Source organism: Kerstersia gyiorum, assembly GCF_004216755.1.
GTDB lineage: Bacteria > Pseudomonadota > Gammaproteobacteria > Burkholderiales > Burkholderiaceae_B > Kerstersia > Kerstersia gyiorum.
This window is the reverse complement of record NZ_SGWZ01000001.1, coordinates 1,186,081-1,212,677: the sequence shown is the minus strand read 5'-3', so window position 1 is coordinate 1,212,677 and position 26,597 is coordinate 1,186,081. Positions and strand designations below refer to the sequence as shown.

General features: G+C 62.8%; 24 protein-coding genes. 12 read left to right on the top strand and 12 right to left on the bottom strand.

The window, feature by feature from the left end; all coding sequences use genetic code 11:
* Positions 1 to 68: 68 nt before the first annotated feature.
* The 4 genes from serS to EV679_RS05355 form a co-directional block, all read right to left on the bottom strand.
* Positions 69 to 1,388 (bottom strand): serine--tRNA ligase, encoded by a 1,320-nt coding sequence (serS, locus tag EV679_RS05370; protein WP_130486625.1) that lies wholly within the window; start codon positions 1,386 to 1,388, stop codon positions 69 to 71.
* A 168-nt stretch (positions 1,389 to 1,556) separates the two neighbouring features.
* A complete protein-coding gene (locus EV679_RS05365) occupies positions 1,557 to 2,900 on the bottom strand; it encodes a replication-associated recombination protein A (protein ID WP_130486624.1) in 1,344 nt (447 codons plus the stop codon).
* A complete protein-coding gene (gene lolA / locus EV679_RS05360) occupies positions 2,900 to 3,547 on the bottom strand; it encodes an outer membrane lipoprotein periplasmic chaperone LolA (protein WP_240733249.1) in 648 nt (215 codons plus the stop codon). The genes EV679_RS05365 and lolA overlap by 1 nt, the downstream gene beginning before the upstream one ends.
* A gap of 76 nt (positions 3,548 to 3,623) precedes the next feature.
* Positions 3,624 to 6,020 (bottom strand): DNA translocase FtsK, encoded by a 2,397-nt coding sequence (locus EV679_RS05355; RefSeq protein ID WP_068366532.1) that lies wholly within the window; start codon positions 6,018 to 6,020, stop codon positions 3,624 to 3,626.
* A 50-nt stretch (positions 6,021 to 6,070) separates the two neighbouring features.
* Here EV679_RS05355 and trxB point away from each other — a divergent pair, with 50 nt between their 5' ends.
* Both trxB and EV679_RS05345 read left to right on the top strand, forming a co-directional pair.
* Complete coding sequence (trxB, locus tag EV679_RS05350; RefSeq protein WP_068366534.1) at positions 6,071 to 7,033, top strand: thioredoxin-disulfide reductase; 963 nt, start codon at positions 6,071 to 6,073, stop codon at positions 7,031 to 7,033.
* Positions 7,030 to 7,881, top strand: coding sequence for a Smr/MutS family protein (locus EV679_RS05345; RefSeq protein ID WP_130486623.1), 852 nt, complete (start codon positions 7,030 to 7,032; stop codon positions 7,879 to 7,881). The genes trxB and EV679_RS05345 overlap by 4 nt, the downstream gene beginning before the upstream one ends.
* An 87-nt stretch (positions 7,882 to 7,968) precedes the next feature.
* On the opposite strand, the gene EV679_RS05340 is transcribed toward EV679_RS05345, so the two are convergent.
* Entirely contained in the window at positions 7,969 to 8,175 is a 207-nt protein-coding gene (locus EV679_RS05340) for a YgaP family membrane protein (RefSeq protein ID WP_068366536.1), read from the bottom strand.
* Positions 8,176 to 8,229: 54 nt separating this feature from the next.
* Positions 8,230 to 8,754: a rhodanese-like domain-containing protein gene (locus tag EV679_RS05335; RefSeq protein ID WP_068366539.1), complete on the bottom strand. Its 525-nt coding sequence runs from the start codon at positions 8,752 to 8,754 to the stop codon at positions 8,230 to 8,232.
* A gap of 228 nt (positions 8,755 to 8,982) precedes the next feature.
* Between EV679_RS05335 and EV679_RS05330 the strand changes: the two genes are divergently transcribed.
* Both EV679_RS05330 and ppk2 read left to right on the top strand, forming a co-directional pair.
* Positions 8,983 to 9,285, top strand: a complete 303-nt coding sequence (locus tag EV679_RS05330; protein ID WP_202969498.1) for an ArsR/SmtB family transcription factor — start codon at positions 8,983 to 8,985, stop codon at positions 9,283 to 9,285.
* A gap of 546 nt (positions 9,286 to 9,831) precedes the next feature.
* Positions 9,832 to 10,767: a polyphosphate kinase 2 gene (ppk2, locus tag EV679_RS05325; RefSeq protein WP_127774982.1), complete on the top strand. Its 936-nt coding sequence runs from the start codon at positions 9,832 to 9,834 to the stop codon at positions 10,765 to 10,767.
* A 26-nt stretch (positions 10,768 to 10,793) separates the two neighbouring features.
* Here ppk2 and EV679_RS05320 read toward each other — a convergent pair whose 3' ends face one another.
* The 5 genes from EV679_RS05320 to icd form a co-directional block, all read right to left on the bottom strand.
* The gene (locus EV679_RS05320) at positions 10,794 to 11,438 is read right to left on the bottom strand and encodes a DsbA family protein (protein WP_068366549.1); all 645 of its coding nucleotides are present in this window, start codon (positions 11,436 to 11,438) and stop codon (positions 10,794 to 10,796) included.
* A gap of 25 nt (positions 11,439 to 11,463) precedes the next feature.
* On the bottom strand, positions 11,464 to 11,994 hold the full coding sequence (locus EV679_RS05315; protein ID WP_415777414.1) for a nuclear transport factor 2 family protein: 531 nt from the start codon (positions 11,992 to 11,994) through the stop codon (positions 11,464 to 11,466).
* Positions 11,995 to 12,229: 235 nt separating this feature from the next.
* Positions 12,230 to 12,538, bottom strand: coding sequence for a ClbS/DfsB family four-helix bundle protein (locus EV679_RS05310; RefSeq protein WP_240733250.1), 309 nt, complete (start codon positions 12,536 to 12,538; stop codon positions 12,230 to 12,232).
* 16 nt (positions 12,539 to 12,554) lie between these two features.
* A complete protein-coding gene (locus tag EV679_RS05305) occupies positions 12,555 to 13,778 on the bottom strand; it encodes an RNA-guided endonuclease InsQ/TnpB family protein (RefSeq protein WP_207224900.1) in 1,224 nt (407 codons plus the stop codon).
* 292 nt (positions 13,779 to 14,070) lie between these two features.
* The gene (gene icd / locus EV679_RS05300) at positions 14,071 to 15,330 is read right to left on the bottom strand and encodes an NADP-dependent isocitrate dehydrogenase (protein ID WP_068366554.1); all 1,260 of its coding nucleotides are present in this window, start codon (positions 15,328 to 15,330) and stop codon (positions 14,071 to 14,073) included.
* A gap of 322 nt (positions 15,331 to 15,652) precedes the next feature.
* On the opposite strand from icd, the gene EV679_RS05295 reads away from it, so the two are divergent.
* The 7 genes from EV679_RS05295 (at position 15,653) to EV679_RS05265 (ending at position 24,194) form a co-directional block, all read left to right on the top strand.
* On the top strand, positions 15,653 to 16,738 hold the full coding sequence (locus tag EV679_RS05295) for a DUF4272 domain-containing protein (protein ID WP_068366558.1): 1,086 nt from the start codon (positions 15,653 to 15,655) through the stop codon (positions 16,736 to 16,738).
* A gap of 325 nt (positions 16,739 to 17,063) precedes the next feature.
* Entirely contained in the window at positions 17,064 to 17,300 is a 237-nt protein-coding gene (gene rpmB, locus EV679_RS05290; RefSeq protein WP_068366561.1) for a 50S ribosomal protein L28, read from the top strand.
* Positions 17,301 to 17,332: 32 nt separating this feature from the next.
* A complete protein-coding gene (gene rpmG, locus EV679_RS05285) occupies positions 17,333 to 17,500 on the top strand; it encodes a 50S ribosomal protein L33 (RefSeq protein ID WP_068366564.1) in 168 nt (55 codons plus the stop codon).
* Between the two features lie 213 nt (positions 17,501 to 17,713).
* The gene (locus EV679_RS05280; protein WP_240733251.1) at positions 17,714 to 18,889 is read left to right on the top strand and encodes an ABC transporter substrate-binding protein; all 1,176 of its coding nucleotides are present in this window, start codon (positions 17,714 to 17,716) and stop codon (positions 18,887 to 18,889) included.
* Entirely contained in the window at positions 18,886 to 20,802 is a 1,917-nt protein-coding gene (locus EV679_RS05275; RefSeq protein WP_068366567.1) for an ABC transporter permease, read from the top strand. The genes EV679_RS05280 and EV679_RS05275 overlap by 4 nt, the downstream gene beginning before the upstream one ends.
* Positions 20,795 to 21,595, top strand: coding sequence for an ABC transporter ATP-binding protein (locus EV679_RS05270; RefSeq protein WP_130486621.1), 801 nt, complete (start codon positions 20,795 to 20,797; stop codon positions 21,593 to 21,595). Before EV679_RS05275 ends, EV679_RS05270 begins: the two co-directional genes overlap by 8 nt.
* A gap of 427 nt (positions 21,596 to 22,022) precedes the next feature.
* On the top strand, positions 22,023 to 24,194 hold the full coding sequence (locus tag EV679_RS05265; protein ID WP_127774989.1) for a malate synthase G: 2,172 nt from the start codon (positions 22,023 to 22,025) through the stop codon (positions 24,192 to 24,194).
* Between the two features lie 96 nt (positions 24,195 to 24,290).
* Here the strand turns inward: EV679_RS05265 and EV679_RS05260 are convergent, their stop codons facing one another.
* Positions 24,291 to 24,626, bottom strand: coding sequence for a thioredoxin family protein (locus EV679_RS05260; protein WP_068367689.1), 336 nt, complete (start codon positions 24,624 to 24,626; stop codon positions 24,291 to 24,293).
* A gap of 284 nt (positions 24,627 to 24,910) precedes the next feature.
* Between EV679_RS05260 and EV679_RS05255 the strand changes: the two genes are divergently transcribed.
* The gene (locus tag EV679_RS05255; RefSeq protein ID WP_130486620.1) at positions 24,911 to 26,431 is read left to right on the top strand and encodes a DNA recombination protein RmuC; all 1,521 of its coding nucleotides are present in this window, start codon (positions 24,911 to 24,913) and stop codon (positions 26,429 to 26,431) included.
* Positions 26,432 to 26,597 lie beyond the last annotated feature (166 nt).

Below are 26,597 nucleotides of genomic sequence, written 5' to 3'. Positions count from 1 at the left end.
TGATCAATGCAATGGCCCAGCAGCCTCCGCCAGGACCTGCAACCCGCCGGTGAGCCGGCGCCTGGTGATCAGGCCTGCAGAACTTCCAGGCCGCCGACGTACGGACGCAGCGCGGCAGGCACTCGGATGGAACCATCTTCCTGCTGGTGGTTTTCCAAGACGGCCACCAGCGCACGGCCCACGGCCAAGCCGGAACCATTGAGGGTGTGCACGTATTCGGGCTTGCCCTTCTCCTGGCGGCGCACACGCGCCTGCAAACGGCGCGCCTGGAAGGCTTCGCAGTTCGACACCGACGAAATTTCACGCCAGGTATCCTGCGCCGGCAGCCAGACCTCCAGGTCATAGGTTTTGGCAGCGGAGAAACCCATGTCGCCGGTGCACAGCAGCACCACGCGGTATGGCAATTCCAGGGCCTGCAACACATGCTCGGCATGGCCGACCATTTCTTCCAAAGCCTGGTAGGAAGCATCCGGGTCGGTGATCTGCACCATTTCGACCTTGTCGAACTGGTGCTGGCGGATCATGCCGCGCGTATCGCGACCGCCGCTACCCGCTTCCGAACGAAAGCAGGGCGAATGGGCCGTCAGTTTCAGCGGCAGCTGGTCTGCAGCCAGGATTTCATCGCGCACCGAGCCGGTCAGCGTGATTTCCGAAGTCGAGATCAGGTAGAGGTCTTCAGCCGTTCCGTCTTCCTGGCCGCCCTTGGTCACCCAGAACATGTCGTCCTTGAACTTGGGCAACTGGCCTGTGCCGAACAGCGTCGGGCTTTGCACGATGTACGGCGTATAGCATTCGGTATAGCCATGCTGCTGCGTCTGCAGGTCCAGCATGAATTGCGACAATGCACGATGCAGGCGTGCCACAGGGCCGCGCATAAAGGCGAAGCGCGAACCCGACAGCTTGGCGGCCGTTTCGAAATCCAGGCCCAGCGGTGCGCCCAGTTCAACGTGGTCGCGCGGCGCGAAAGGCAGCGGCGCCGGACGGCCATCAGCCGCGGCAGCTCCCGGCAGCCAACGACGCACTTCGACGTTTTCGTCGCTGTCCCTGCCTTGCGGCACGCTTTCATGCGGCAGGTTGGGCACGGCCAGCAACAACGCATTGAGATCCTGCTGCAGGTTGCCCAGTTCATCTTCCAGCGCCTTCAGCTGGGACGGAATCTGCTGTGACTCGGCCAGCACCGTGCTGGCATCTTCGCCCTTGGCCTTGAGCTGGCCGATCTGCTTGGCCAGCGCATTGCGGCGCGCCTGCAGGTTCTCGGTTTCCATTTGCAGGGATTTGCGGCGGCCTTCCAGCGCATTGAAGCGCTCGACATCGAAGGAGAAGCCACGCGACGACAGGCGTTCGACGATGGCAGGCAAATCTTTACGCAGCAGGGTGGGCTCTAGCATGATGAAAAGTAACAGAGTAATGAGGAATCGACTCCAGCCCTGAGGCTGGAACGGAGATTGTTGCACGCCGGCGCGCTCCCTGAAAGGGCAAGCGCGCATAACGTGAATCGGCCCGCCGCCATGCAACAAACCAGCGGCACGAACAAGAGGCGCGACAAGCGCTCCGAATCAAGAGGGCTTGCGACGCGATTCGCGATCCAGCTCACGCAGAAAGGCCAGCTTCTGCTGAATTTTAGCTTCCAGTCCGCGATCGGTTGGCTGGTAGAAGCGCGCCTTCATGCCGTCCGGGAAATAGCTCTCGCCAGCGGCATAGCCGTGCGGCTCGTCGTGAGCATAGCGATAGGCCTTGCCATGGCCCAGCGCTTTCATGAGTTTGGTCGGCGCATTGCGCAGATGGATGGGGACAGGCGCGCTGCCGTTGGTTTCAGCAAACTTGCGCGCCGCTTTATAAGCGTTATAGACCGCATTGGACTTGGCCGCACAGGCCATATAGACCACTGCCTGCGCCAACGCCAGCTCCCCCTCGGGCGAGCCCAGGCGTTCATAGATATCGGCGGCATTCAAAGCCAGTTCTGTCGCGCGCGGGTCGGCCAGGCCGATATCTTCGACAGCCATGCGCACAATACGCCGCGACAGGTAGCGCGGGTCTGCCCCGCCATCGAGCATACGGGCGAACCAGTACAGCGATGCGTCCGGGTCGGAACCGCGCACCGACTTGTGCAACGCGCTGATCTGATCGTAGAAGGCATCGCCGCCTTTGTCGAAACGACGCAGGTTCTGCGATAGCGAGGTTTCCAGCCATTCGGGGTCGACGGTATCCCGGCCCGCCCCCAGCGCGGATTCCGCCACCACTTCCACGGCATTGATCAGGCGGCGCGCATCGCCATCGGCCCAACCGGCCAATTGCACGATAGCGTCCTCGTCGAAGCTCAGCGCCGGCACGGTATCATCGGCGCGGTCGGCATTGAATGCCTCGACGGCCCGGCGCGCCAGGCTCGCCAGCTGCTCGCCATTGAGGGCCTGCAACACGTAAACGCGGGCCCGCGACAACAATGCCGAATTCACTTCAAACGAGGGGTTCTCTGTGGTGGCGCCGATGAAAGTGAACAGGCCGCTTTCGACATAGGGCAGGAATGCATCCTGCTGCGCCTTGTTGAAACGGTGGACCTCGTCAACAAACAGGATGGTCCGCCGCCCCTGGCCCTGCGCTGCCTGCGCCGACACTACGGCATCGCGAATATCCTTGACGCCGCCCAGCACGGCGGAAATGGCGATGAAATGCGCATCGAAGCCATCAGCCATGAGCCGTGCCAGCGTCGTCTTGCCAACCCCCGGCGGGCCCCAGAAAATCATCGAATGCGGGCGGCCTGATTCGAAAGCCACGCGCAGCGGCTTGCCCGGCCCGAGCAGGTGCTCCTGCCCGACCACTTCATCCAGGCTGCGCGGCCGCAGGCGCTCGGCCAACGGCACGCTGCCCGGTAATGCCTGAGAGAACAGATCCCCTGCCGTCATTACATGACCACCACGTCCGTCCCTGCCGGCGGCACAAAGGAGAACAGGCTGTCATCCAATTGCCCGGCCGTCCGCAGGTTGTCCAATTCGATGCGCGTCATCTGGCCGAAGCCGTCGCGCACTTCCAGCACCACGGGCAGGTTGTCACGCAAGCCGATATCCAGGCTTTCAAAACCGGCGTCTGCCTGGCGCGGCGTGGCTCGCAGCCACTCCATACCGGCGCGCGCCGGACGCGGCGTCAGGACGAAATTGTCATCCAGCTTGCCGGAACCGAACAGGATCGCCGCCGGAGAAGCGCCTATGGCTTCGTCCACGCGGCGTTGTGTCATCTGTTCCAAGTCAGGATCATATTGCAGCAGCACGCTGCCATCGGACAGCACCAGTTGTTCATAAGGTTGCTTCACTTCCCAGCGGAACCGGCCCGGGCGCTGAAAGGCAAAATCGCCCTGCTGCTGCGGCGCCAGGCTGCCATCCTCGGCCTGCACGACCTGGGTAAAGCTGCCTTGCGCCGCCTGCACGCCATTGATAAAGGCCTGCAACTGCGCCAGCGCGTCGGCGCGGGCCAGCGAAGCGGAACACATCAGGACCGCAAACAACATCCACTTGCGCATACCGGCCTCCCAGCCAAAAACGCTACGGTGCTTCATTTTTCCTGCGACGCCAGGCGCCGCACCTCCCTGTGGTGAGGGACGCCGGCACAAAGGCCGGCGCCAGGGCACGAGATCAATCCGCGTCGTCGTCACGCCGGGGCGCGAGAATTTCACGGTTGCCATTGGACTGCATGGGCGATACGACCCCGGCAACTTCCATTTGTTCCAGCAAGCGTGCAGCGCGGTTGTATCCAATGCGCAAATGGCGCTGCACCAGCGAAATCGACGCGCGCTTGTTCTTGAGCACGATTTCCACCGCCTGGTCGTACAGCGGGTCTGATTCGGCATCGGCAAAGCCAGTCACGCTGCTCACGCCGTCGCCGGTTTCACCCTCGACGGCGCCTTCGAGCAGGCCTTCCACATAGTTGGCTTCGCCCTGTTCCTTCAGGGATTCGACGACACGGTGCACTTCGTCATCAGAAACAAAAGCACCGTGCACACGCTCGGGCAGACCTGAGCCTGGCGGCATGTAGAGCATGTCACCCTGCCCCAGCAGGGTTTCCGCGCCCATCTGGTCAAGAATGGTACGAGAGTCGATCTTGGACGAAACCTGGAATGCAATGCGGGTCGGGATGTTCGCCTTGATCAGGCCGGTAATGACATCCACGCTGGGCCGCTGCGTCGCCAGCACCAGGTGTATCCCGGCAGCCCGCGCCTTTTGCGCCAGGCGGGCGATCAATTCTTCGATCTTCTTGCCCACCACCATCATGAGGTCGGCCAGCTCGTCGATGAACACCACGATATGCGGCAGATGGCCCAGGGGCTCGGGGGCATCCGGCGTCAGCGAGAAAGGATTGGGGATATTTTCCTCGCGCTTCTCTGCCTCGCGTATCTTGGCGTTGTAGCCGGCCAGGTTGCGCACGCCCAGCTTACTCATCAGCCGGTAGCGCTTTTCCATTTCATTGACGCACCAGTTCAGCGCATTGGCTGCCTGGCGCATGTCGGTCACGACCGGCGCCAGCAGGTGCGGAATACCTTCGTAGACGCTCATTTCCAGCATCTTCGGGTCGATCAGGATCAGGCGCGTGTGGTTGGCATCCGCCTTGTACAGCAGCGACAGGATCATGGCATTGATCCCCACCGACTTACCCGAACCGGTGGTGCCGGCGACCAGTACGTGCGGCATGCGGGCCAGGTCGGCCACGACCGGGTTGCCGGCGATGTCCTTGCCCAGCGCCATGGTCAGCACCGAAGCACTGTCGTGATAGGTGCGGGAGCCCAAGATCTCCGACAGCTTCACCATTTGCCGGCGCGGATTGGGCAATTCCAGCCCCATCAGGTTCTTGCCTGGAATAGTTTCGACGACGCGGATATTGACCATGCTCAGAGCACGGGCCAGATCCTTGGCCAGGTTGACGATCTGGCTGCCCTTCACCCCCGTGGCGGGCTCGATTTCGTAACGAGTGATGACAGGCCCGGCCTGGGCCGCCACGACCGTCACCTGCACGCCGAAATCCGCCAGCTTCTTTTCGATCAGGCGCGAGGTGTATTCGATGGTTTCCTGCGAGACGGTTTCCTGCGCTTCAGGCGCCGGGTCCAGCAGGTTCAGTGCTGGCAGGTCGCCCTGCACGGCATCGGTAAAGAGGGTCTGCTGCTTTTCTTTTTCCACCCTGGGCGACTTCTGCACCTCGCGCACGGCAGGCTCGATGCGCACCGGTTCGTGCACCATTTTTTCCTGCTTGGCCACGACCTGCTCCTCGCGTTCGGCCTTCGCCACCGCGCCCACGCGCCTGTCCTGGCGCGCCACATAGGCATCGCGTATGCGGCAGATGACCGTTTCGATCAGGAAACCGATGCGCTCCGCCAGGCGGACCCAGGAAAAGCCGAAGAACAGGCTCAGGCCAATGGCCATGATCACCAGCAATGCCAGCGTGCTGCCGGTGAAGCCTATGATTTCCTGCAAGCCGCCCTTGAGCAATTGCCCGATGACGCCGCCTGCGCCGCTGGCGGTCGAACTGGCGGCAGGCAGGTCCATGCCCCAGGAATAGAAACGCAAGGCCTCCAGGCCGACCGAGCCCAGCAGTATCAGGCCGAACCCCAGCCCCTGCTCCCAGCGTACACGCGGCAGCTCGCTGTCGGCTTCATCCTCGGCCTGCAGGCCAAACATGCGCGCCAGCCGGCGATAGCCTGCCCGCACGCGCTGCGCCAGCAGCACGACCCACCACCAGGCCGAGAAACCGAACACCAGCAACAGGACATCAGCTACGTGCGCACCCGCAACGCCTCCCATATTTGTAACTTCCACGCCTGGCATGGACGAACGCATCCAGCCAGGATCCTGGCTGCTCCAGGTATACAGGCTGATGCCCAGCCAGACGGCCAGGAATGCAAACAGAATCCAGCGAGCTTCGCGGAACAGCGAGGAAAGACGGCTCTGCAGCGGCGATGGGCCGTTGCGCGTATTCCGGGACGAACGAGAGGAACGTGTTACCCGCGACGCGCGGGATTTGGAAACAGGTATGCGCGGCATGGGGTCATTATAATTGCTGCACTGTTCAACGAATGTAAACCTTGTCAGCCATGTCCACGACCAAACACGCCAAAGTACTGATCCTGGGTTCCGGCCCCGCCGGCTACACCGCCGCCGTCTACGCCGCCCGTGCCAATCTGCAGCCCATGCTGGTCACCGGCCTGGCCCAGGGCGGCCAGCTGATGACCACGACGGAAGTCGACAACTGGCCTGCCGATCCGCTCGGCGTGCAAGGCCCCGAACTGATGGAACGCTTCCAGAAGCATGCCGAACGGTTCAATACGGAAATCGTATTTGACCAGATCGACAAGGTCGACTTCAGCGCCCGCCCGTTCCGCCTGCACGGCGACAGCGGCACCGATTACACCGCCGATGCCGTCATCCTGGCCACCGGCGCATCCGCCAAGTACCTGGGCCTGCCCTCGGAAACCGCGTTCATGGGCCGCGGCGTGTCGGGCTGCGCCACCTGCGACGGCTTTTTCTACAAGAACCAGGACGTCATCGTCGTGGGCGGCGGCAATACCGCCGTGGAAGAAGCCCTGTATCTGTCCAACATCTGCCGCAACGTTACGGTGGTGCACCGCCGTGATTCTTTCCGCGCCGAGCCCATTCTGGTCGACAAGCTGATGGAGAAAGTCCGCTCGGGCAATATTTCCCTCAAGCTGTTCCATGAGCTCGACGAAGTGCTGGGCGACGAAAGCGGCGTGACCGGGGTGCAGTTGCGCGACGTACAGACCGGCCAGACCAGCAAGCTGGACGTGAAGGGCGCCTTTATCGCCATCGGCCACCACCCGAACACCGACCTTTTCGTTGGCCAGCTGCAGATGAAGGATGGCTACATCATCACGCGCAGCGGTCAGAACGGCTTTGCCACCATGACGTCGGTACCTGGCGTCTTCGCTGCCGGCGATGTGCAGGATCACGTCTACCGCCAAGCCATCACCAGCGCCGGTACCGGTTGCATGGCAGCGCTCGACGCCCAGCGCTGGCTGGACAACGAAGCGCAGAAATGAGTACGCGCAACAAACCGCTGAAAGGCAACCTGGAAGACCTGAAACGCCTGCACCAGCAAGCGCGCGAACGCGACGAGCAATTGCTGGCGCGACAGCGGCTGGCTGCACGCCAGACTGCGGCCGCCGCCCCGTCCAGGGCGGCGGACAGCCGTGCGGCAGACCGTGCCACGGCGGCGGCCCAGGCAGCCGCCAGGCAAGCGGCCCGCCCCGCCGTCCAGCCTGCCGCCCCAGGCGCAAAACCGGAACCCGCTGCCGAAACTTATCGCCCGCAAGCCGGTGAAGATGATTTCACGCTACTGCTGCGCAGCATGGCTGGGGTCACGCCCATCCGCCAGGGCCGCGACGTCAACACCCGGGTCTACCGTGCCGCGCCGTCCGATGAACAGTTGCGCAAGCGCCAGGCAGCCGCCGGCGTGACCACGCTGGAGGAAGCGCACATTCCCGCCCCGGCCGTTTCGGATGAATACATTGCCGCACGCCTCATCGAGAATGGGACGGCCTACCTGCGCGCCGGCATGGCGCCCGACACCATCAAGCGCCTGCGGCGCGGCAAATGGCCCTTCCGCGCGGAAATCGACCTGCACGGCATGACGGTGGACAACGCCCGCCAGGCCTTGCTGCCCTTTCTGGCCCAAAGCCGTATCCAGGGCCACCGTGGCGTGCGCGTCATCCATGGCAAGGGCCTGGGCTCACCCGAGCAACAGCCCGTGCTGCGCGAAAAGGTGAAAACCTGGCTGGTGCAATATCCTGATGTGCAGGCATTTGCCCAGGGCCGCGAGGCCGATGGCGGCGCTGGCGCCGTCCTGGTGCTGTTGTCCAGCCTGGACGGCACGCACGACGACGACTGAAGCCCCCACGGAACTTCCGCCCGCGCCGCCCTGGCCGCGGGCGGGTTCCTCAGGCCCCCCTTGGGAGGCCTCTTAATGCGCTTCCTCTTAGTGCGTTTTTTTCCTCGCTTGCAAAGGGCAGGTACTCAACCCCAGCAGCCGGTAGAGAGGGCAGTAGCGCGCCAGCCCCGTCAGCAGCGGTAGCACCCCCAGCCACCCCCACCAGCCGATGACGCCGGCTGCCGCCAGCACGATCAATACCAGGCCGATAACAACACGCAGCACCCGGTCCATTCCACCGACATTGCTCTTCATGGTCTTTTCCTTCATTCAACTTGAGATATGAACCTGGCCTCGCCCACCGCAGCCTCAGCCGATGAGTGCACGGCGGTTCCAGGGCATTTTCATGAGCAGCCTGGCCAGCCCGCAGAACCCGGAAGCACCGGCGAACACGAGCCCGCCGCCCATGAATCCGGGCACGAGATAAAACAACGGGGAAACCGTTGCGCCCAGAATGGTTCCCAGCAAGATCATCGTCCCTGCCGCGATCTGCACCTGGCGTTGCAGTTCCATGGGCTGGGAGGCATCCATGACTACCGGCAGGCCCGCCTTCTTCCAGGCGTCCAGACCACCTTCCAGCACATAGGCCTGGCAATCCGTGCATGCCGCCAGGGCCCCAGCATTGAGTCGTGTGCGATTGCCGGAGCGGCAATGGAAGATAACCGCCGGCACACCGGAAACCCCGGCACCGGCCAGCAATTGCGTCATCGGGATAGGACGTGCGTCGCTGATATGTTCACGCGCATATTCATCCATGCTACGAATATCGACCAGCAAAGCACCCTGAGCCATCTGCTCGCGCGCCGCCTGGGGAGAAAGCAACGGTAATGACATATTCAATACTCCTGGCAAAGCCTAAGATTGCAGGCAGCCTCCGCTTCGGGCCAGCATACCCAGCCATGTGCGAAGATATGCCATGCCCGCCAGCCGCCCTTGCTGCGGACCCTCGCCTTGGCAAGAAAAGTTTGTTGCCTGGCCAGGCCATCAATATATTAATTCATATTATATAGTTTTCTTAATAATTTGACGTCAGACATGCAAACAACAGCCCAGGCTTTTGACATGACCCCGGAACAGCTGCGCGAACACGCCGGCCAGGCATGCGCGCTGCTCAAGGCACTGGCCAATGAAGACCGGCTGATGCTGCTGTGCCAGATCGCCTCGCGCCAGCGCCTCAATGTTGGAGAACTGGAAAACGCTACCGGCATTCGGCAACCCACCTTGTCGCAACAACTGGGCGTGCTGCGCCAGGAAGGCCTGGTAGCAACGGAAAAGGAAGGGAAATTCGTTTACTACAAACTGGCCAATGAGAATGTCGTGCAGGTAATGCGCACGCTATGGGAGATCTACTGCGCCCCACGCTGAAACATCCGCAGGCCCGCGATGCAAAAATGGCAGCGGAAATGCAGAAAGGCCAGCTTGCGCTGGCCTTTCTGCTTTCTTCTTTTTATAGGGTACTGCTGGTTTTATGGTTTTTATCAGCCGGATCACGCCGGTTCGCTGCCCCTTGCAGGGCATGTCTCCTCACCTGCATGGACGCAATTGTGCACGATGACGGTGCGCGATGCACTAGGGGAATGCCCTAGATAGGGTCACTACCAAGAAGCAGCGAAAACCGCCAATTTTCAGCCTGACCATGACGCGTACAGATATCAATCGCGACACAAAACCCGCATTCATGCGGCTTTCCGGCGCATGGGCTGTGCCAGGCGTGACGCCGTGCACCACGGTGGGGCCCATGGTCGGGAGATCGGCTGCGCCAGTCTGCGCCGCGCTTGAAGGCCCGGTCATTGAACAGTCATACTATTTCAATATGCTTGCGGTCGCGCCCGAGCAGCCCGTCCGACGCCGTACGGACCGCCATTCCACTGCCTTTCTCCCTTACTGCCCATCTCTGACTGAGGTCTTTCCATGAGCGATTCTTCCCGCGTTCCCTCCCTGGACGATACCGCCCGCCGCATGCGGGCGGATCTCATCGACAGTCTGGATGAAGAACTGGAAATGGAGCTCGATGACGAACGCCTGGCGCACTTCGCCGACCTGCTGCCGCGCAGCGAGGACTGCGAAGGCGAGGAAATGGATCGCAGGCGCTACTTTCGAGAACTGCTGCGTTTGCAGGGCGAACTCGTCAAACTGCAGGACTGGGTCGTCCACAAGAAGCTGAAGATCGTCGTGCTCTTCGAAGGGCGCGATGCCGCCGGCAAGGGCGGCACCATCAAACGCATCACCCAGCGCCTCAACCCGCGTATCTGCCGCGTGGCCGCCCTGCCCGCCCCCAGCGAACGTGAGCGTTCGCAATGGTACTTCCAGCGCTATGTGCAGCACCTGCCCGCCGGCGGCGAAATCGTGCTGTTCGACCGCAGCTGGTACAACCGGGCAGGCGTCGAACGCGTGATGGGCTTCTGCACCGACGATGAATACGAGGAATTCTTCAACAGCGTCAGCGAGTTCGAAAAGATGCTGGTGCGTTCCGGCATCGTCCTCATCAAATACTGGTTCTCGATTACCGACGACGAACAGCACCGCCGCTTCCTGATGCGCATCCATGATCCGCTCAAGCAGTGGAAGCTGTCGCCCATGGACCTGGAATCCCGGCGTCGCTGGGAAGACTACACCAAGGCCAAGGAGACCATGCTGGAACGCTCGCACATTCCGGAAGCACCATGGTGGATCGTCGAAGGCGTGGACAAGAAGCGCGCGCGACTCAACTGCATCAACCATCTGCTGGGACAAATTCCCTACCAGACGGTACCGCACGAAGAAATCGCGCTGCCCCCGCGCATCCATCACCCCGACTACATCCGCCACCCGGTACCCAAAGATATGTACGTACCGGAAATCTATTGAACGATGGCCGCGGCGCGCCGCGGCGTTCAAAGCGCCCGTATCTGGGCCAGCAGCTCGTCCGGGCTGCCATAGACAGCCGTGGACGGCAGCAACTGCATGGTTTCGTTCACCTCCAGCAGTAACGTCGGAACGCCACGCGCATGGGCTGCCTGCATCAGCCGGCGCGCATGCTGCGTGCGCGCCTGCAAGGCTTGCACCAGGGTCAGATCCGGTTCCGCCAGCGCAGTGGCCGCCGGCTCCAATCCCAACTCGCCCAGCAAACTGACCAGCGAGCCGGTGCGCGTGATATCACGCCCATCGACATAACGGGCCAGCTGGATAGCCTTGAGGGCTTCCAGTTCGCGCTCGGGTGCGCTTTGGTGGACGGCCTGCAAGGCCAGCGTCGCCGCACCGCTGTCGAACATGCCGCCCGCTTCCAACACCTGCCGACGATAAGCCTCGGTAAAACGCTGCCCGGTCAACTGTTCGATACGCTGGTCATTCGACCACGCATATGCGGCAAATTCCGTATCCATGGCGCGCGCCCCCGGCCCGGAAAACAGGCCGGTCGGCCACAGCGACAGCGTCAAGCCCGGTTCCGACTGCGCCTTGCCCATGAAGGCCGACGCACCGTAGCACCATCCGCAGAGCGGATCGAACAGGTAATGCAGTGTTTTTTCTTTGATGGACATTTTTTATGCTCCAGGCCAGGCGGGTTCAGAACATGGTGTTGCGGTTGGCTGCTTCTGCCGGTACTTCCTGGATGACATCCCAATGTTCGACAATGCGGCCATCCTGCACCCGGAAGATATCAATGACAGCCTGACCTCGGTCCAGCTCACCATTGGTCGAATGCACGTGCAGGTAAACCAGATCGCCCTCGGTGGCGCTGCGGACAATACGTGCACGCGATTGCGGGTTCTCCTGGAAATAACCAGTGAAGAAGTCCACAAACGGCGCCTTGCCATCGGGCACTGCCGGATTGTGCTGGATGTAGTCTTCCGCCACGACAGCCGCCGCCGCAACCGTGTCATGCTGATTGAAGAAACGTTCGTAGAACTCGACGACCAGGCGGCGGTTGGCTTCCTCCTGGGCCAGATTCCTGGCGGCGGCGTGCTGCACCACCGGTTTGTTTGCAGAGGCCGGAGCGGCCGGTGCGCTTGCCGCTGCCGATTGCGTTGCAGCGGCCAGCGCACTCATGGAAAACAGGACCGCGCCCAGAAGGGCATGACGGAAATTGAGGGACATGGAAACTCCTTATCGTCCTTGTCGCTGCCCGCAGCATCAATGCGCGAACAGCGTGGCGGGATAGGTGCAATGGCTGACTGGCATCCGGGCACACTCATGGCGCTCCGTTTGCTGCCTGTCTTGCGCCTCTCGGCGAACATCAATGGTCTACAAAATAGACCAATAAATCGCATACTACCCCTTACTGCCTGACGCCGACAAGAAGTCACACCGGCGTGACTACCTCGTTGCCGGCCTAGGCAATGCCCTGGTCTTTCTTCCATTTGCGCAATCTGCTGCGGGCGTTGGCATAGGGAGATGATGTATTGAACTGGATCATCCGGCCCATGGTGTATTTTTCATACCAGGGCTCGCCATAAAGAGAGACATCATTTTCCGCCTCTATCCTGGCCACAATGCGCGTATACGCCGCATCCAGCCGTTGCAACAATGCGGGATAGCCGAGCTCGGCGAAATCCGCATAGAAACGCTGTGCCAGACGGCCAAGCTCGTTCCATTTGTAGCCTGTGTCGGGAAATTGACATCCTCCCCTGCCAGAAAGCAAGGGATTCCTACGGCGCTCACAGCGGCAAGGGGCTGCTGTGAGTCGCTTCGGCGGGTTCCTGCTTCGCAGAGGCTGCACGTCTGGCCTTCGTCCTTGCGGCTTCGGGCCGGGCGCGACTGACATCCTCTCCACAGGCTAACCGGGCGTGTCCCGCCCTTAATATATTCATCGCGCCGACCACATCGGCGTTTTCCTCATAGCCACACGCCACGCACAGAAACAACGCCTGCGTGCGCCGATTGTCCTTGGCCACCTGCCCGCAGCACGGGCAGGTTCTACTGGTGTTCTGTGGCGGCACCGCAACCAGAATGCCGCCGTTCCACGCCAGCTTGTATTCCAACTGCCGCCGGAACTCGAACCAGCCCTGATCCAGAATGGCCTTGTTCAGACCCGACTTGGCCTTGACGTTCCTGCCATGCTGATCGGCATTGCCCCTGGCCGAGTGGCTCATGTTGCGCACCTGCAAGTCCTCGATACTCACCATCGCGTGGTTTTGGCTGATGGCACTGGTGGCCTTGTGCAGGTAATCGCGCCGGGCGTTGCCGATGCAGGTGTGGGTAGCTTGCACTCTCCTTCTGGCTCTGTGCCAGTTGTTGCTGAATTTCTGCTTGCGGCTCATCGCCCGCTGGTAGCGGCGCAGGCGCATTTCGTGCTTCTGGAAACTGGACAACGGCGCAAGGAAACTGCCGTCCGAGAACGTGGCAAACCTTGCAATACCCATGTCAATGCCGATGGCCGATGTGGCCTGCGGCACGGGCTGCCGCACCTCGCGCTCGGTCTGGATAGCGACGAACCACTTGCCGCCCGATTGGCTGATGGTGGCGCTGCAGGGCTTGCCCAGCAACGCACGAGACAACCGCAGCCGCATCCAGCCCAGCTTGAACTGTTTGGCGTCGGGGTAGCGAAAGCTTTCGTACTGCCCCTTCTTCTTGAAACGTGGGAAATTTGCACGTTTGGCGAAGAAGTTCCTGTAGGCCCGCTCCAAGTCCTTGAGGGCGTGTTGCAAGGGATGCACGGGCGCGTCCTTGAGCCACGGCGTTTCAGTGCCATTGCGCCAGGCGGTCAGGTGCCTGGCCATGGCGACGTAGCCGATAAACTTGCCGCCTGCCTCGTGGTTGGCCTTTTGCAGCGCCAATGCCTTGTTGAACACGAAGCGGCACGAGCCAGAAAAACGGCGCATTTGCCGCTCTTGCTGGCCGTTGGGGCGCAATTCGTATTTGAAGGCTTGAAGGCGTTGCATGGCCATGCTGTATACATATACAGCGATAGTATAGGGCCACTGCGTGGCCCGCGCTATCCTTCCGCGCCCTGAAGGGCATGGTTTGACGCGCTTTCTGATCAAATAGGCCACCAGATCGGACACGCTCATCCACGTGTTCCGGGCATGGCCGACCATGCTGGCTTCACGCACGCGTTCTGCCGGTACGGTCGCGCCGGATTCCTCCCGCACGACCGCCCTACATCCGGGCTTGATGCCCAGATGCCCGGCAAGCACCATGCCCTGCCGGGCCGACGCTTGCACACATTGTTGTTTACATCTGGTCGATCATGACCTTGCCGAAGCCCGAGCACGATACCTGGGCAGCCCCTTCGAGCTGACGCGCAAAATCGTAGGTCACGTGCTTGGAAAGAATGGCCTTTTCCATGCTGGAGACGATCAACGCCGCCGCTTCCACCCAGCCCAGGTGGCGCAGCATCATCGCCGCCGCCAGGATTTCCGAGCCGGGATTCACGTAATCCTTGCCAGCGTAGCGCGGCGCCGTGCCGTGCGTAACTTCGAACAGCGCGGTGGAATCGGACAGGTTGGCGCTGGGAGCAATCCCGACAGCGCCGACCTGTGCGGTCAACGCATCGGAAATGTAGTCGCCGTTCAGATTTAGCGTAGCGATGACATCGTATTCCGCAGGGCGGCGCAGGCTGCGCTGCAGGAAGGCATCCGCCACCACATCCTTGACGATGATCTCGCGGCCCGTCTTGGGATTGCGGAACTTGCACCACGGCCCGCCATCAATAGGCTTGGCATCGAATTCACGGCGCAGCAGCTCATAGCCCCAATCACGGAAGCTGCCTTCCGTGAACTTCATGATATTGCCCTTGTGCACCAGCGTGATCGAACTGCGGTCGTGGTCGATGGCGTACTGCGCGGCCTTGCGCACCAGGCGCTCGGTACCTTCGCGGGACACCACCTTCACCGCCAGCGACGCCGTATCCGGGAAGCGGATCTTATTGCCCACGCCCAGGCGGTTGCGCAGGAATTCGATCAGTTCCTTGGTCTGCTCGGACTCAGCCTGGAATTCAATCCCGGCATAAATATCCTCGGAATTCTCACGGAAGATGACCACATCCGTCTTTTCCGGTTCACGTACCGGTGCCGGGACGCCCTTGAAATACGCCACCGGGCGCAGGCAGACATACAAGTCCAGGCGCTGGCGCATGGCGACGTTCAGAGACCGGATGCCACCGCCGACAGGCGCTGCCAGCGGGCCCTTGATCGACACGACGTATTCGCGCAGCGCATCCAGAGTTTCATCCGGCAGCAGGACGTCGGGGCCGTAGACCCGCGTCGCCTTGGCACCAGCGAAGACCTCCATCCAGTGTATGGCGCGCTTGCCGCCATAGGCTTTCTCGACAGCAGCGGCCACGACCGACTGCATGACAGGGGTAATATCCACGCCCACGCCATCGCCCTCGATGAAGGGAATGATGACCTGATCGGGAACATTCAGCGAGCCATCGCTATTGACTGTAATTTTCTGGCCCTGCTCTGGAACCTTGATGTGCTGGAAAGACATAGGCGCTCGTATGCTTGGTTCGATGCTTGTGCGACACTGCCGGCCATCCGGACGGCCCCAAAGGCCGAACCTTCCCTCCTGTGCGCCGCAAGCGGCGTGGCCAGGCAGAATGATCACTGATTTTATCCTGCATCCGCCGATTGCGCCGCCAGACGCCGTGCCATGGAGAACCCGGTGCGCAAAGGACACATTCCCTCACCAGAAGAAAGCAGGCCCTGCAACCGGACTGACCCATCGGACTGGCACAATTCAGGTCGGCCCAGGCCGCGATCACCCTGAGCAGCCATCACTGCATGCCTGTCACCCGAGCAAGGAAAAAGATATGAACGCCACCCCGGCAGAACGCCTGTCCATCAACGCCTATGCCACCGTGCAAACCCTGCCTGCCCTGGATTTTCCCCATGAGATGCTGGGTTGCCGCGGGCTGGACGACTCCGAACTGGCACCGCACCTGCAAGGTTTCGTCGGCTACATCATGAATCGGGGTGATGGCAGCATGACGGCACGGCGCTACCATCTGTGGCGTCATATCCAGCGTGTCGGCCAGCATGCCAGCTTCACCATCGACAGCAAGGACAGCGACGCACTGGCCGGCATGCAGGAGTGGGCCTACCGCGCCAATGCCATCCTGTTCCTGCCCGACGGCTCGGTGCGTGACCCGGCCCTGCGTATCCTGATGGCAGCCGATGGCGCAGCCGACGACGAAGCACGGCTGCCCTATCCGCCTGACGCGCTGCAGCGGCGCGTCCGTACCCTCGCCCTGCTGGAGCAGGCGCGCCCCGCGCCGCCCGCCGGCATGCCGCCCTCACTGGGCGTCGACGAAGCTGCCCTGCCGGCTGCCGAACAGGTCGTGCAGCGTGCCATGGCCTTGTTCTGCGTCGCGGCGCATGCTGAAGCCATCCTCAACGGCGACTTCGGCTTCGCGGCCATCATGCGCGCGCGCAACCCCGACGGCGTCGCGGCCCTCACGCCCCAGGAAAACGAGTTCCTGGAGGCAACCCCGGACAATCCGGAAGCCGCCTCGGCCCAGACTGAAACCGCCAATAACATGGTGTGGCGCTATGAAGCGCTGCGGGCCCTGCTCTGGGCGCTCTCCCTGGCCGAGATGGATCCGGCGGACGCCGTCTCGGCAGCGCAACCGCAGGCGCTGTCGCGCATCGTGCTGCGCCTGGCGGAAGATGCCGCGTTCCGCCAGGCCACGCGCCTGCGGCCAGCCGATGAAATTCTGGATGCGCTGGACATCGTCTGGCGCCAGCACTGGATCGTCCGCCAGGCCGGGCAGCAGGACACTGCGCCGCAAGGCGTCAATGGCGACATCGTAATGGAACGCCACCATGCCCTGAACTGGCTGACCGGCTTTCAGAATGACGCGGGCACGCCTTGGGACGAAATCGACACCCCCACCTGAATGTCTCCGCAAGCCGCGCCGCGCTTGGCCCACGGACTTCAATGCGTGGCGAGAACAACACAACTTGTCAAGTACAGGCCCGGCATAGTAGAATAGCCGTCTTTACGAGACACGATTTGTGTCCCGAGCCGTATTTTTTGAGTTGGCGCCTCGTCCCTGGCCTTCACCGGCCCTGCTGGCGCCCCCGTGAATGCGGTGCTGTAGCGCAATAACAGCGCCACAACGGGTTTTTATATTCAACAGACGCCTGCAGCCTGGCCATGATGGCGGGGCGCCCAGCCTGAAACACGGTTGGCAGCGACATTTATTGACTAGAGGTGCAACCATGGCACGCGTATGCCAAGTGACCGGCAAGGGCCCGACTGTGGGCAACAACGTTTCGCACGCGAACAACAAGACCAAACGTCGTTTCCTGCCCAACCTGCAATCGCGCCGGTTCTGGGTTGAAAGCGAAAACCGCTGGGTTCGCCTGCGCGTTTCCGCCAGCGCCCTGCGCACCATCGACAAGCACGGTATCGACGCCGTCCTGGCCGACCTGCGCGCCCGCGGCCAAGCCGCCTAAGCAGCCAAGCTGCATATCACTAGGAGCTCACCATGGCCAAAGGTATTCGCGAAAAGATCAAGCTGGAATCCACTGCCGGCACCGGTCACTTCTACACGACCAGCAAAAACAAGCGCAACATGCCCGAGAAGATGCTGATCAAGAAGTTCGATCCCGTCGCTCGCAAGCACGTGGACTACAAGGAAACCAAGCTGAAGTAAGCCTTCGTGCTGCCACAGCCTGAAAAAGGCCCTGCTCCTGCAGGGCCTTTTCTTTTGCCTGCGTCATTCGCTACCATCCAGACAGAAACCAAGGGTTATCCCTTATCAATCAATTGATCGTCGCGGCGAACGAGCGACTTATACTTACATTGACGATAACTCTTGGACGCCGCCATCATGTCCTGCCTCCGCCGATTTGCACTAGGCCTGATCATGGGCCCCACCCTAGCCCTGGCCGCCTTGCAGGCTCATGCCGAAAAGCCTTTGCGCATCGGCGAAGTCAACAGCTACAAGGCCATTCCCGCCTTCCTGGAACCCTATAAGCTGGGCTGGGAACTGGCGCGAGAGGAAATCAACGCACGTGGCGGCATTCTCGGCCGGCCGGTGGAAGTCATCTGGCGCGACGACAACGCGAACCCGGGCGAATCCGTGCGTGCGGCCCAGGAACTGCTGGCGCGCGAGCGCGTGGAAGTCCTGTTTGGCGGTTTTCTGTCCCATACCGGCCTGGCGCTGACCGACTTCGCCCGCCAGCGCAAAGTCTTTTTCCTGGCGGCCGAACCCCTGACCGACAAGATCACCTGGGGCAACGGCAACCGTTACACCTTCCGCCTACGCCCCTCCACCTGGATGCACGTGGCGGCCCTTGCCCCCGAAGCCATCGCCCTCAAGAAAAAGCGCTGGGCCATCGTCTATCCTGATTATGAATATGGCCAATCCGCCGTTGCCACCTTCAAGGAAATGCTGCGCGCAGCCCAGCCGGATGTCGAATTCGTCGCAGAGATCGCTGCACCGCTCAACAAGCTGGATGCCGGCCCGGTCGTGCAGGCGCTGGCCGATGCCCGGCCCGATGCGATCTTCAATGTCCTGTTCGCTGCTGACCTGACGCGCTTCGTTCGCGAAGGCAACACCCGTGGCCTGTTCGAAGGCCGCGATGTCGTGTCGGTACTCTCCGGCGAACCTGAATACCTGGAAGCGCTGGGCGCAGAAACGCCCAAGGGCTGGATCGTCACCGGCTACCCCTGGTATGCCATCGACACACCTGAGAACCAGGCCTTCGTCAAGGCTTACCAGGAACGTTTCAAGCAGAATCCCAAGGTCGGTTCGGTCGTGGGCTATGCGTCGCTGATGTCGCTGGCGGCAGGTATCGAGAAGGCCGGCAGCACCGATACGGAAGCGCTGATCCAGGCCTTCCGCGGCCTGCAGCTCGACAGCCCGTACGGTCCCATCGAATACCGCGATCTCGACCATCAATCGACGCTGGGTGTCTATATCGGCACCACCGACGTCGAGAACGGCGAAGGCGTGATGCGCAACATCCGCTATCTGGATGGCGCCACGCTGCAGCCCAGCGACGACGAAGTACGCAAGCTGAGGACTGCGCCGCGATGAGCTTCAGCGGGCTGCTGCTGCAGCTGCTCAATGGCCTGGCCGACGCCAGTGCGCTGTTCCTGGTAGCCGCCGGACTGTCGCTGGTCTTCGGTGTCACGCGCATCGTCAATTTCGCCCATGGCTCGTTCTACATGCTGGGCATGTATCTGGCCGTCAGCCTGACCCGGACAGCCACCGGCTGGAGCGCTGGCACGCCATGGGAGACAGCTGCCTACTGGCTCGCGCTACCGCTGGCTGCCGTGGTCATCGGCCTGCTCGGCGGGCTGCTGGAGATCGTGGTGTTGCGCCGTATTTATCGAGCGCCCGAACTGTTCCAGCTGCTGGCCACTTTTGCCTTCGTCCTGCTGTTGGGCGACCTGGCGCTGGCTGTGTGGGGCCCGGCCGACCAATTCGCCGCGCGCGCGCCCGGCCTGGGCTACGCCGTTGTACTGCTGGGACGCCGTTTCCCGGCCTATGACCTGTTCCTGATACTTGCCGGCCCCGCCGTGCTGGGCTTGTTGTGGCTGCTGCAACAGCGCACGCGCTGGGGCATGCTGCTGCGCGCTGCTGCCGAGAATCGCAGCATGCTGTCGGCCCTGGGCGTGAACCAGGCGCTGCTGTTCACCAGTGCCTTCATGCTGGGCGCGTTCCTGGCCGGCCTGGGTGGCGCTCTGGCCGCGCCCCGCACACCCGCCACGCTGAGCCTGGATATCGAGGTCATCGCCAGCGCTTTTGTCGTGGTGGTCGTCGGCGGCCTGGGTTCCATCCCTGGAGCCTTCCTGGCCGCGCTGCTGATCTGCGAAATCAAGGCGCTGTGCATTTTCATCGGTGACATCACTATCGCGGGGCAAGTGTTCAGCCTGTCGCGCCTGACCCTCGCGGCGGAATTCATCGTCATGGCGATCGTGCTGATCTGGCGCCCCTGGGGCTTGCTGGGCCAGCCCCAGCCGGCGCCGCCCCCCGAGCGCGGCGCGGCAACACTGCGGCCAGCCAGCCCGCGCGTGCGGCTGGCCTACCTGTTCCTGTTGGCGATACTGGCCGCGCTGCCCCTGCTGGCAGACACCTGGCCGTATCTCACCATCCTGGGTACGGACATCCTCATTGCCGCGCTGTTTGCCGCCAGCCTGCATTTCCTCATCGGCCCGGCCGGCATGCATTCCTTCGGCCATGCCGCCTGGTTCGGCCTGGGCGCCTACGGCGCTGCCTTCGCCGCCATCCATGCAGGCTTGCCCATGGAAGCCGCGCTGTTGCTCGGCCCGCTACTGGCGGTGCTGGCTGCCCTGCTGTTCGGTTGGTTCTGCGTGCGGCTTTCCGGCGTCTATATGGCCATGCTCACACTGGCATGCGCGCAAATCATCTGGGCGCTGGCCTATCAGTTCGAAAGCCTGACCGGCGGCAGCAACGGGCTGATCGGCCTGTGGCCATCTCCCTGGCTGGATACGCCCGAGACCTACTATTACCTGAGCCTGGCAAGCTGCGCGGGATGTGTCTGGCTGCTGCGCCGTCTGATTTTTTCGCCGCTGGGCCTGGGCTTGCGCGCCACGCGCGACCACAGCGCCAGGGCGCAGGCGCTGGGCATGGACACGCGCCGCCTGCAATGGGCAGGATTCATCGCCGCCGCGCTGTTTGCCGGCATGGCAGGTTCGCTCTATGCCTTTTCCAAGGGCAGCATCGCCCCGGACGTGCTGGCCGTGGGCCGCTCCGTCGATGGCCTGGTGATGGTCATGCTGGGCGGCCTGAACGCCCTGGCCGGGCCGCTCGCCGGCGCGAGCGCCTATACCTGGCTGCACGATACCGTCGCGCGCGCCACGGAATACTGGCATGCCGTGCTGGGTCTGGTCATCCTGTTGCTGGTGGTGCTGCTGCCAGGCGGACTGCTGGGCGGCCGCAACCGGCCTGCGCCGCCCCCGGCTCCGGGAGCCTCCCATGCCTGAACAGCAATTGCTTGCCCGCGGCACCCTGCCCAGCGCCGCCGTACCGCTGCTGCAAGTCAGTGGCCTGCGCCAGGTTTTCGGCGGCGTCACGGCGCTGGATGATGTCTCCTTCGATTTGCATGCCGGTGAAATCCTGGCGTTGATCGGCCCCAATGGCGCGGGCAAGTCCACCTGCTTCAATATTCTCGGCGGCCAGGCGCGTCCCACGGCGGGCTCGGTGCGCTTCGACGGCAAGGAACTGACCCGGCTGGGCCCGCAGGCCATCTGGCGGCTGGGCATAGGCCGCACCTTCCAGACTGCGGCCACCTTCGCCATGCTGAGCGTACTGGAAAACGTGCAGGCCGCACTGCTGTCGCGCGACCGCCGGCTGATGCACTTCTGGCGCCGCGCCGCCAGCTACGCGCCACATGAAGCCCTGGCCCTGCTGGAACAGGTGGGACTGCGACAACAGGCGGCGCGGCCCGCTGGTGTGCTGGCCTATGGTGACGTCAAACGGCTGGAACTGGCCATGGCCTTGGCCCATGCCCCCAGACTGCTGCTGATGGACGAACCGGCCGCCGGCATGAACAGCGCCGAGCGGCATGCGCTCATGGAACTCGTGCGCTCGCTGGTCGAGCAACGCCGCCTGGCCGTCCTGTTTACCGAACACAGCCTGGACGTGGTGTTCCGGCATGCCAGCCGCGTCGCCGTGCTGGCCCAGGGCCGGCTCATCGCGCTGGGTTCGCCTGCCATCGTCGCCGAAGACCCTCAGGTCAGGCGCGCCTACCTGGGCAACGACAGCTTCCAGCGCTAGCCATTTCGCCGTCCGGCAGCCATCACCCATACTGCCCGGTGCTGCAGTCACCCGCTCAAGCGGCCTGCCCAGCCCTGGCCTGATATCCATGTGCCTGTCCGACGCCTGCCTGCTGCCGTCACCGCCCCGCGACGCAGCAATCCAATGACAAGACCGCCCCACTTCGGTACTCGTCCGGCTTGCCAAGACACATGACGATGCCGCCAAGCCAGGCGCCAACGCATGCAAAACAGCACTGCCATGCCACGCCATGCAACGGCAATTCACCATCTGAAATAAAGCCCATGCAAGGCATTGATTTCATACATGAAAATGGCAATTACCATATACGCAGGAACGCTTTTCAGGTAAAAAGCCTGAAAGACGTTCGCTGCAATGCAGCATTGCCAGCGGCGATAAAAGTTTCAATCAAGGTGGAGTCAACACAATGTCTGATCGCATTACACGTCACGGTCTGCGCGTCGCCCGTGAGCTCGACGAATTCCTGAATAATGAAGCCCTGCCGGCCGCAGGCATCCCGGGCGATGCGTTCTGGGCCGGATTCGCTGCTATCGTCAACGATCTCACGCCGCGCAACCAACAACTGCTGGAAGAACGCGACCGCCTGCAGCAACAACTGGACGAATGGCATGCCCGCCATCCGGGCCCCATCAGCGACGCCGCAGCCTACCGCGCGTTTCTGCAGGAGATCGGCTACCTGCAGGCCCTGCCGGAAGCCGTATCCGCCGGCTCGGACGACGTGGACGAGGAAATCGCCCACCAGGCCGGCCCCCAGCTGGTCGTGCCTGCCAGCAATGCACGCTATGCCCTGAATGCCGCCAATGCGCGCTGGGGCAGCCTGTACGACGCCCTTTATGGCACGGACGCCATTCCCCGCGAAGCCGGCAGCCAGCCCAAGGGCTACGACCCGGTGCGCGGTGCCCAAGTCATCGCGCGCGGCCGGGCGCTGCTCGATGAGGCAGCCCCCCTGCAGCAGGGTTCCCATGCTGACGCCACCGGCTACCGTATCGTCAACGGCCAATTGCAGGTCAGCCTAGGCAATACCGTCACTGCACTGCGCGATGCCGGACAGCTGCGCGGCTACCAGGGCCAGGCCGACGCCCCCCAGGCCATCCTGCTGCAGCATCACGGCCTGCACCTGGAAATCCAGTTCGACTCCCAGCACGCCATTGGCCGCAGCGATCCGGCCCATATCAAGGACATCGTGCTCGAAGCTGCGCTCAGCACCATCATCGACTGCGAGGATTCCGTCGCCGCCGTCGACGCGGCGGACAAGACCGAGATCTACCGCAACTGGCTGGGTCTGATTCTGGGCACACTGACCGAAGCTGTCAGCAAGGATGGCCAGACCTTCACACGCAGGTTGAACGCCGACCGCGAATACACCACCCCCGAGGGCGGCAAGCTCACCTTGCACGGCCGCTCCCTGCTGTTCATACGCAACGTCGGCCATCTCATGCGCAACCCGGCCGTACTCGACGCCCAGGGCGCTGAAATCTTCGAAGGCATTCTCGACGCCGTGGTCACGACGCTGGCCGCCTTGCCCGACCTGAATAGCGGCCGCAACTCGCGGCGCCGCTCCATCTATATCGTCAAGCCGAAGATGCACGGCCCAGCCGAAGTGCGCTACGCAGATGATCTGTTCAGCCGTGTCGAAAGCCTGTTCGGGCTGCCCCGCAATACCGTGAAGCTGGGCATCATGGACGAAGAGCGCCGCACCAGCGTCAACCTGCTGGCCAGCATTGCGGCAGCGCCGGCACGCGTGGCCTTCATCAACACCGGCTTCCTGGACCGCACCGGCGACGAAATCCACAGCATCATGAATGCCGGCCCGGTGCTGCGCAAGGGCGACATGAAGCACTCTGCATGGATCCAGGCCTATGAACGCAACAACGTGCTGGCAGGCCTGCATGCCGGCCTGGGTGGCCGGGCGCAGATCGGCAAGGGCATGTGGGCCATGCCCGACCTGATGGCGGCCATGCTGGAACAGAAAATCGCCCACCCCAAGGCCGGCGCCAATACCGCCTGGGTTCCCTCGCCCACGGCCGCCGTGCTGCACGCCATCCACTACCACCAGGTGAACGTGCAGGAAGTGCAGCGCGAACTGGCCAAGACCGCCTATCTGCAGGTGCGCGATGCCCTGCTGGACGACCTGCTGCAAATTCCAGTTGTCGCCCAACCCGATTGGAGTGCGGAAGACATACAGCGCGAACTGGACAATAACGCCCAGGGCATCCTGGGATACGTGGTGCGCTGGGTGGACCAGGGCGTAGGGTGCTCCAAGGTGCCCGACATCAATAACGTCGGCCTCATGGAAGACCGCGCAACCCTGCGAATTTCCAGCCAGCATATCGCCAACTGGCTGCACCACGGCATTGTCAGCGCGGAACAGGTCGAAGCCACGCTGCGCCGCATGGCTGCCGTCGTCGACCAGCAGAACGCCGGCGACCCGGCCTACCAGAACATGGCGGGCCGCTTTGATGAATCGCTGGCCTTCCAGGCGGCTCGCGCCCTGGTGTTCCAGGGCCGGGCCCAGCCCAACGGCTACACCGAGCCCCTGCTGCACGCCTACCGACTGAAAGTGAAGGCGCAGGGCTGACGCCTAGCAGACGACAGCCTGGTTGCGGCGCCTGCAGGGGCCGCAACCAACGCCCTGGCCTGCGGTGTGCTCAGGACGGCAACAGCGCCTGGGCGGTCAGGGCAATTCCGCCGGATAGCTGTCCAGGGCCAGCCTGATCTGACGGCCGATATCCACGGCGCTCAGGTGCGCCTGGATCGCGCCATAAAAAACGCCATCACGCACCACGAACAGCGCCGGCAGGTGAAACACCTCGTAGCGTTCCACCAGGCCGCCATTGTCACCGGCATCGACCCAGGCCAGCCTGGCCACCGGCAGGCGCATGCCGGGCAACTGGCGCCGCGCCACCGCGCAATTGGCGCAGGTCTTGCTGTGGAATACCACCAGCGTCGTGCCTTTCGCATCCAGCAGGAAGCGGTCTGCCGTGCCGTCGTTCAAATCGGTTTCCGGCAGGTCGGCCTGTGCCCATGCGTCTTCGTCCCGCACCGGTTCCATGGCTTCCTCGGAACCCCGCTCGCTGCTACGCCATCCCATCGTCTTCCTCTCCCGGCGCATCCGCGAGGGCGCCACACTCCAGTGTTGATTACCAGGCATTGCCCCGGCAGCCAGCGGCCGTGTTGCAGCCGGAACAATGGGCGACATCGTAGCCTGTCCCGGGGCGCCATGGGACAATGACAGCTTGCTAGAGTTTGCTTCCGTTGTTTCGTTTCCGTTGTTTCGTTTCCGCCACCTGCGCCATGCCATCCTCCCTGAATGATTTCCCCGCCCTTTGGCTTGTGCTCGCCGCGCTGGCCGGATTTGCCGCTGCCGCGCTGCTGCTGCGCATCCGCCAACGCACCGCCGTCGAACGCGCCAGCCAAGGCTTGCAGACGGAAGTGCTTGCCCTGCAGGCCCGCCTGGAATCCCGCGAAGCAGAGATCATCAACCTGCACCAGCGCCTGGAAGACCAGACCGAACAGACGGAATACTGGCGTGCTGCCATGGAAGCGCTGCGCAGCGAACACGCCACGCTGCAGGAACGCCTGAACCAGCAGGGCCGCCTGGGCGCAGAAATCAGCCACCTGCAGCTTGAACTGCAACAGAGTCACGCGCTGGCGGCCGCGCTGCGCGAACGCCTGGTCAGCATGCAGGCCCAGCTTGAATCCGAACGCGAACGCCACGCCGAAAAACTGGCACTGCTGCAGGATGCCCGCCAATCCCTGACGGATCAGTTCCGCAGCCTGGCCAACGACATACTGGAAGACAAAAGCCAGCGCTTCACCCAATCCAACCGGGACAGCATGAACCAGATTCTGCAGCCGCTGCGCGAACGCCTGCAGGAATTCCGCGGCAAGATCGAAGAAATCCACGGCCAGGACATCGCCCGCCATGCCAGCCTGAAAGCCGAACTGGCCCAGCTCAAGGAGCTGAACCGGCAAATGTCGGAAGAAGCCCACGGGCTGGCCGTTGCGCTCAAGGGGCAAGCCAAGAAACAGGGCAATTGGGGGGAACTGGTGCTGGAAAACGTGCTGGATCGCTCCGGCCTGCAGGATGGCCGCGACTACCGCCGCGAAGTCAGCTTCCAGACCGAGGATGGCCGGCGCCGCCCGGATGCAATCATCTATCTGCCGCAGGGCAAGCACCTGATCGTCGACGCCAAGGCCTCGCTCAACGCCTACACCCGCTATGTCAATGCAGAAGACCCCGCCGAACGCGCCCAGGCACTGAAGGAGCACGTGGCGGCCATAGGCAGCCGCATCAAGGAACTCTCGGACCGATCGTACTTCCAGCTGCCGGGGCTCAATACCCCGGAAATGGTCTTCATGTTCATTCCCATCGAATCCGCATTTGCTGAAGCCATGCGGGCCGACAGCGAACTGTTCCAGCGCGCCATCGAAAGCAATGTGCTGGTGACTACTCCCACCACGCTGCTGTCCAGCCTGAACATCGTGCGCCAGCTATGGCGCTTCGAGGCCCAGAACAAGCACACCATGGAACTGGCCGAACGGGCCGCCAGCGTGTACCGCAAGCTGGCCGGTTTCCTGAGCAGCATGGAAGAAGTCGGCAAGGCCCTGGAGCGCGCCCGCGACGCACACAATACCGCCATGAACCGGCTGGTCACCGGACGCGGCAATCTGATCCAGCAAGCCAACGACTTCCAGCGTCTGGGGGTGGCGGTACAGGGCAACCTGCCCGCGCACCTGGTCCAGCGCGCCGCGCTGGAACTGGAGCTGGACGACACTGCCCCCGCCCCCGAACCTGATGAGGCCACGCCCTGAACCCCATAGTGCCTGGCAACAGGCGGCCGCACGCCGCCTCGCGGCTTTGGCACGGATATAAACTGGTCTGCCGGCGCCAGGCCTGCCTGGACACCGGAATCGCCCCAAACACGCCTGCCGCGCCATGCTTTCCAGTGGTCACAGGCACTTTTCCTACGCAAGGATT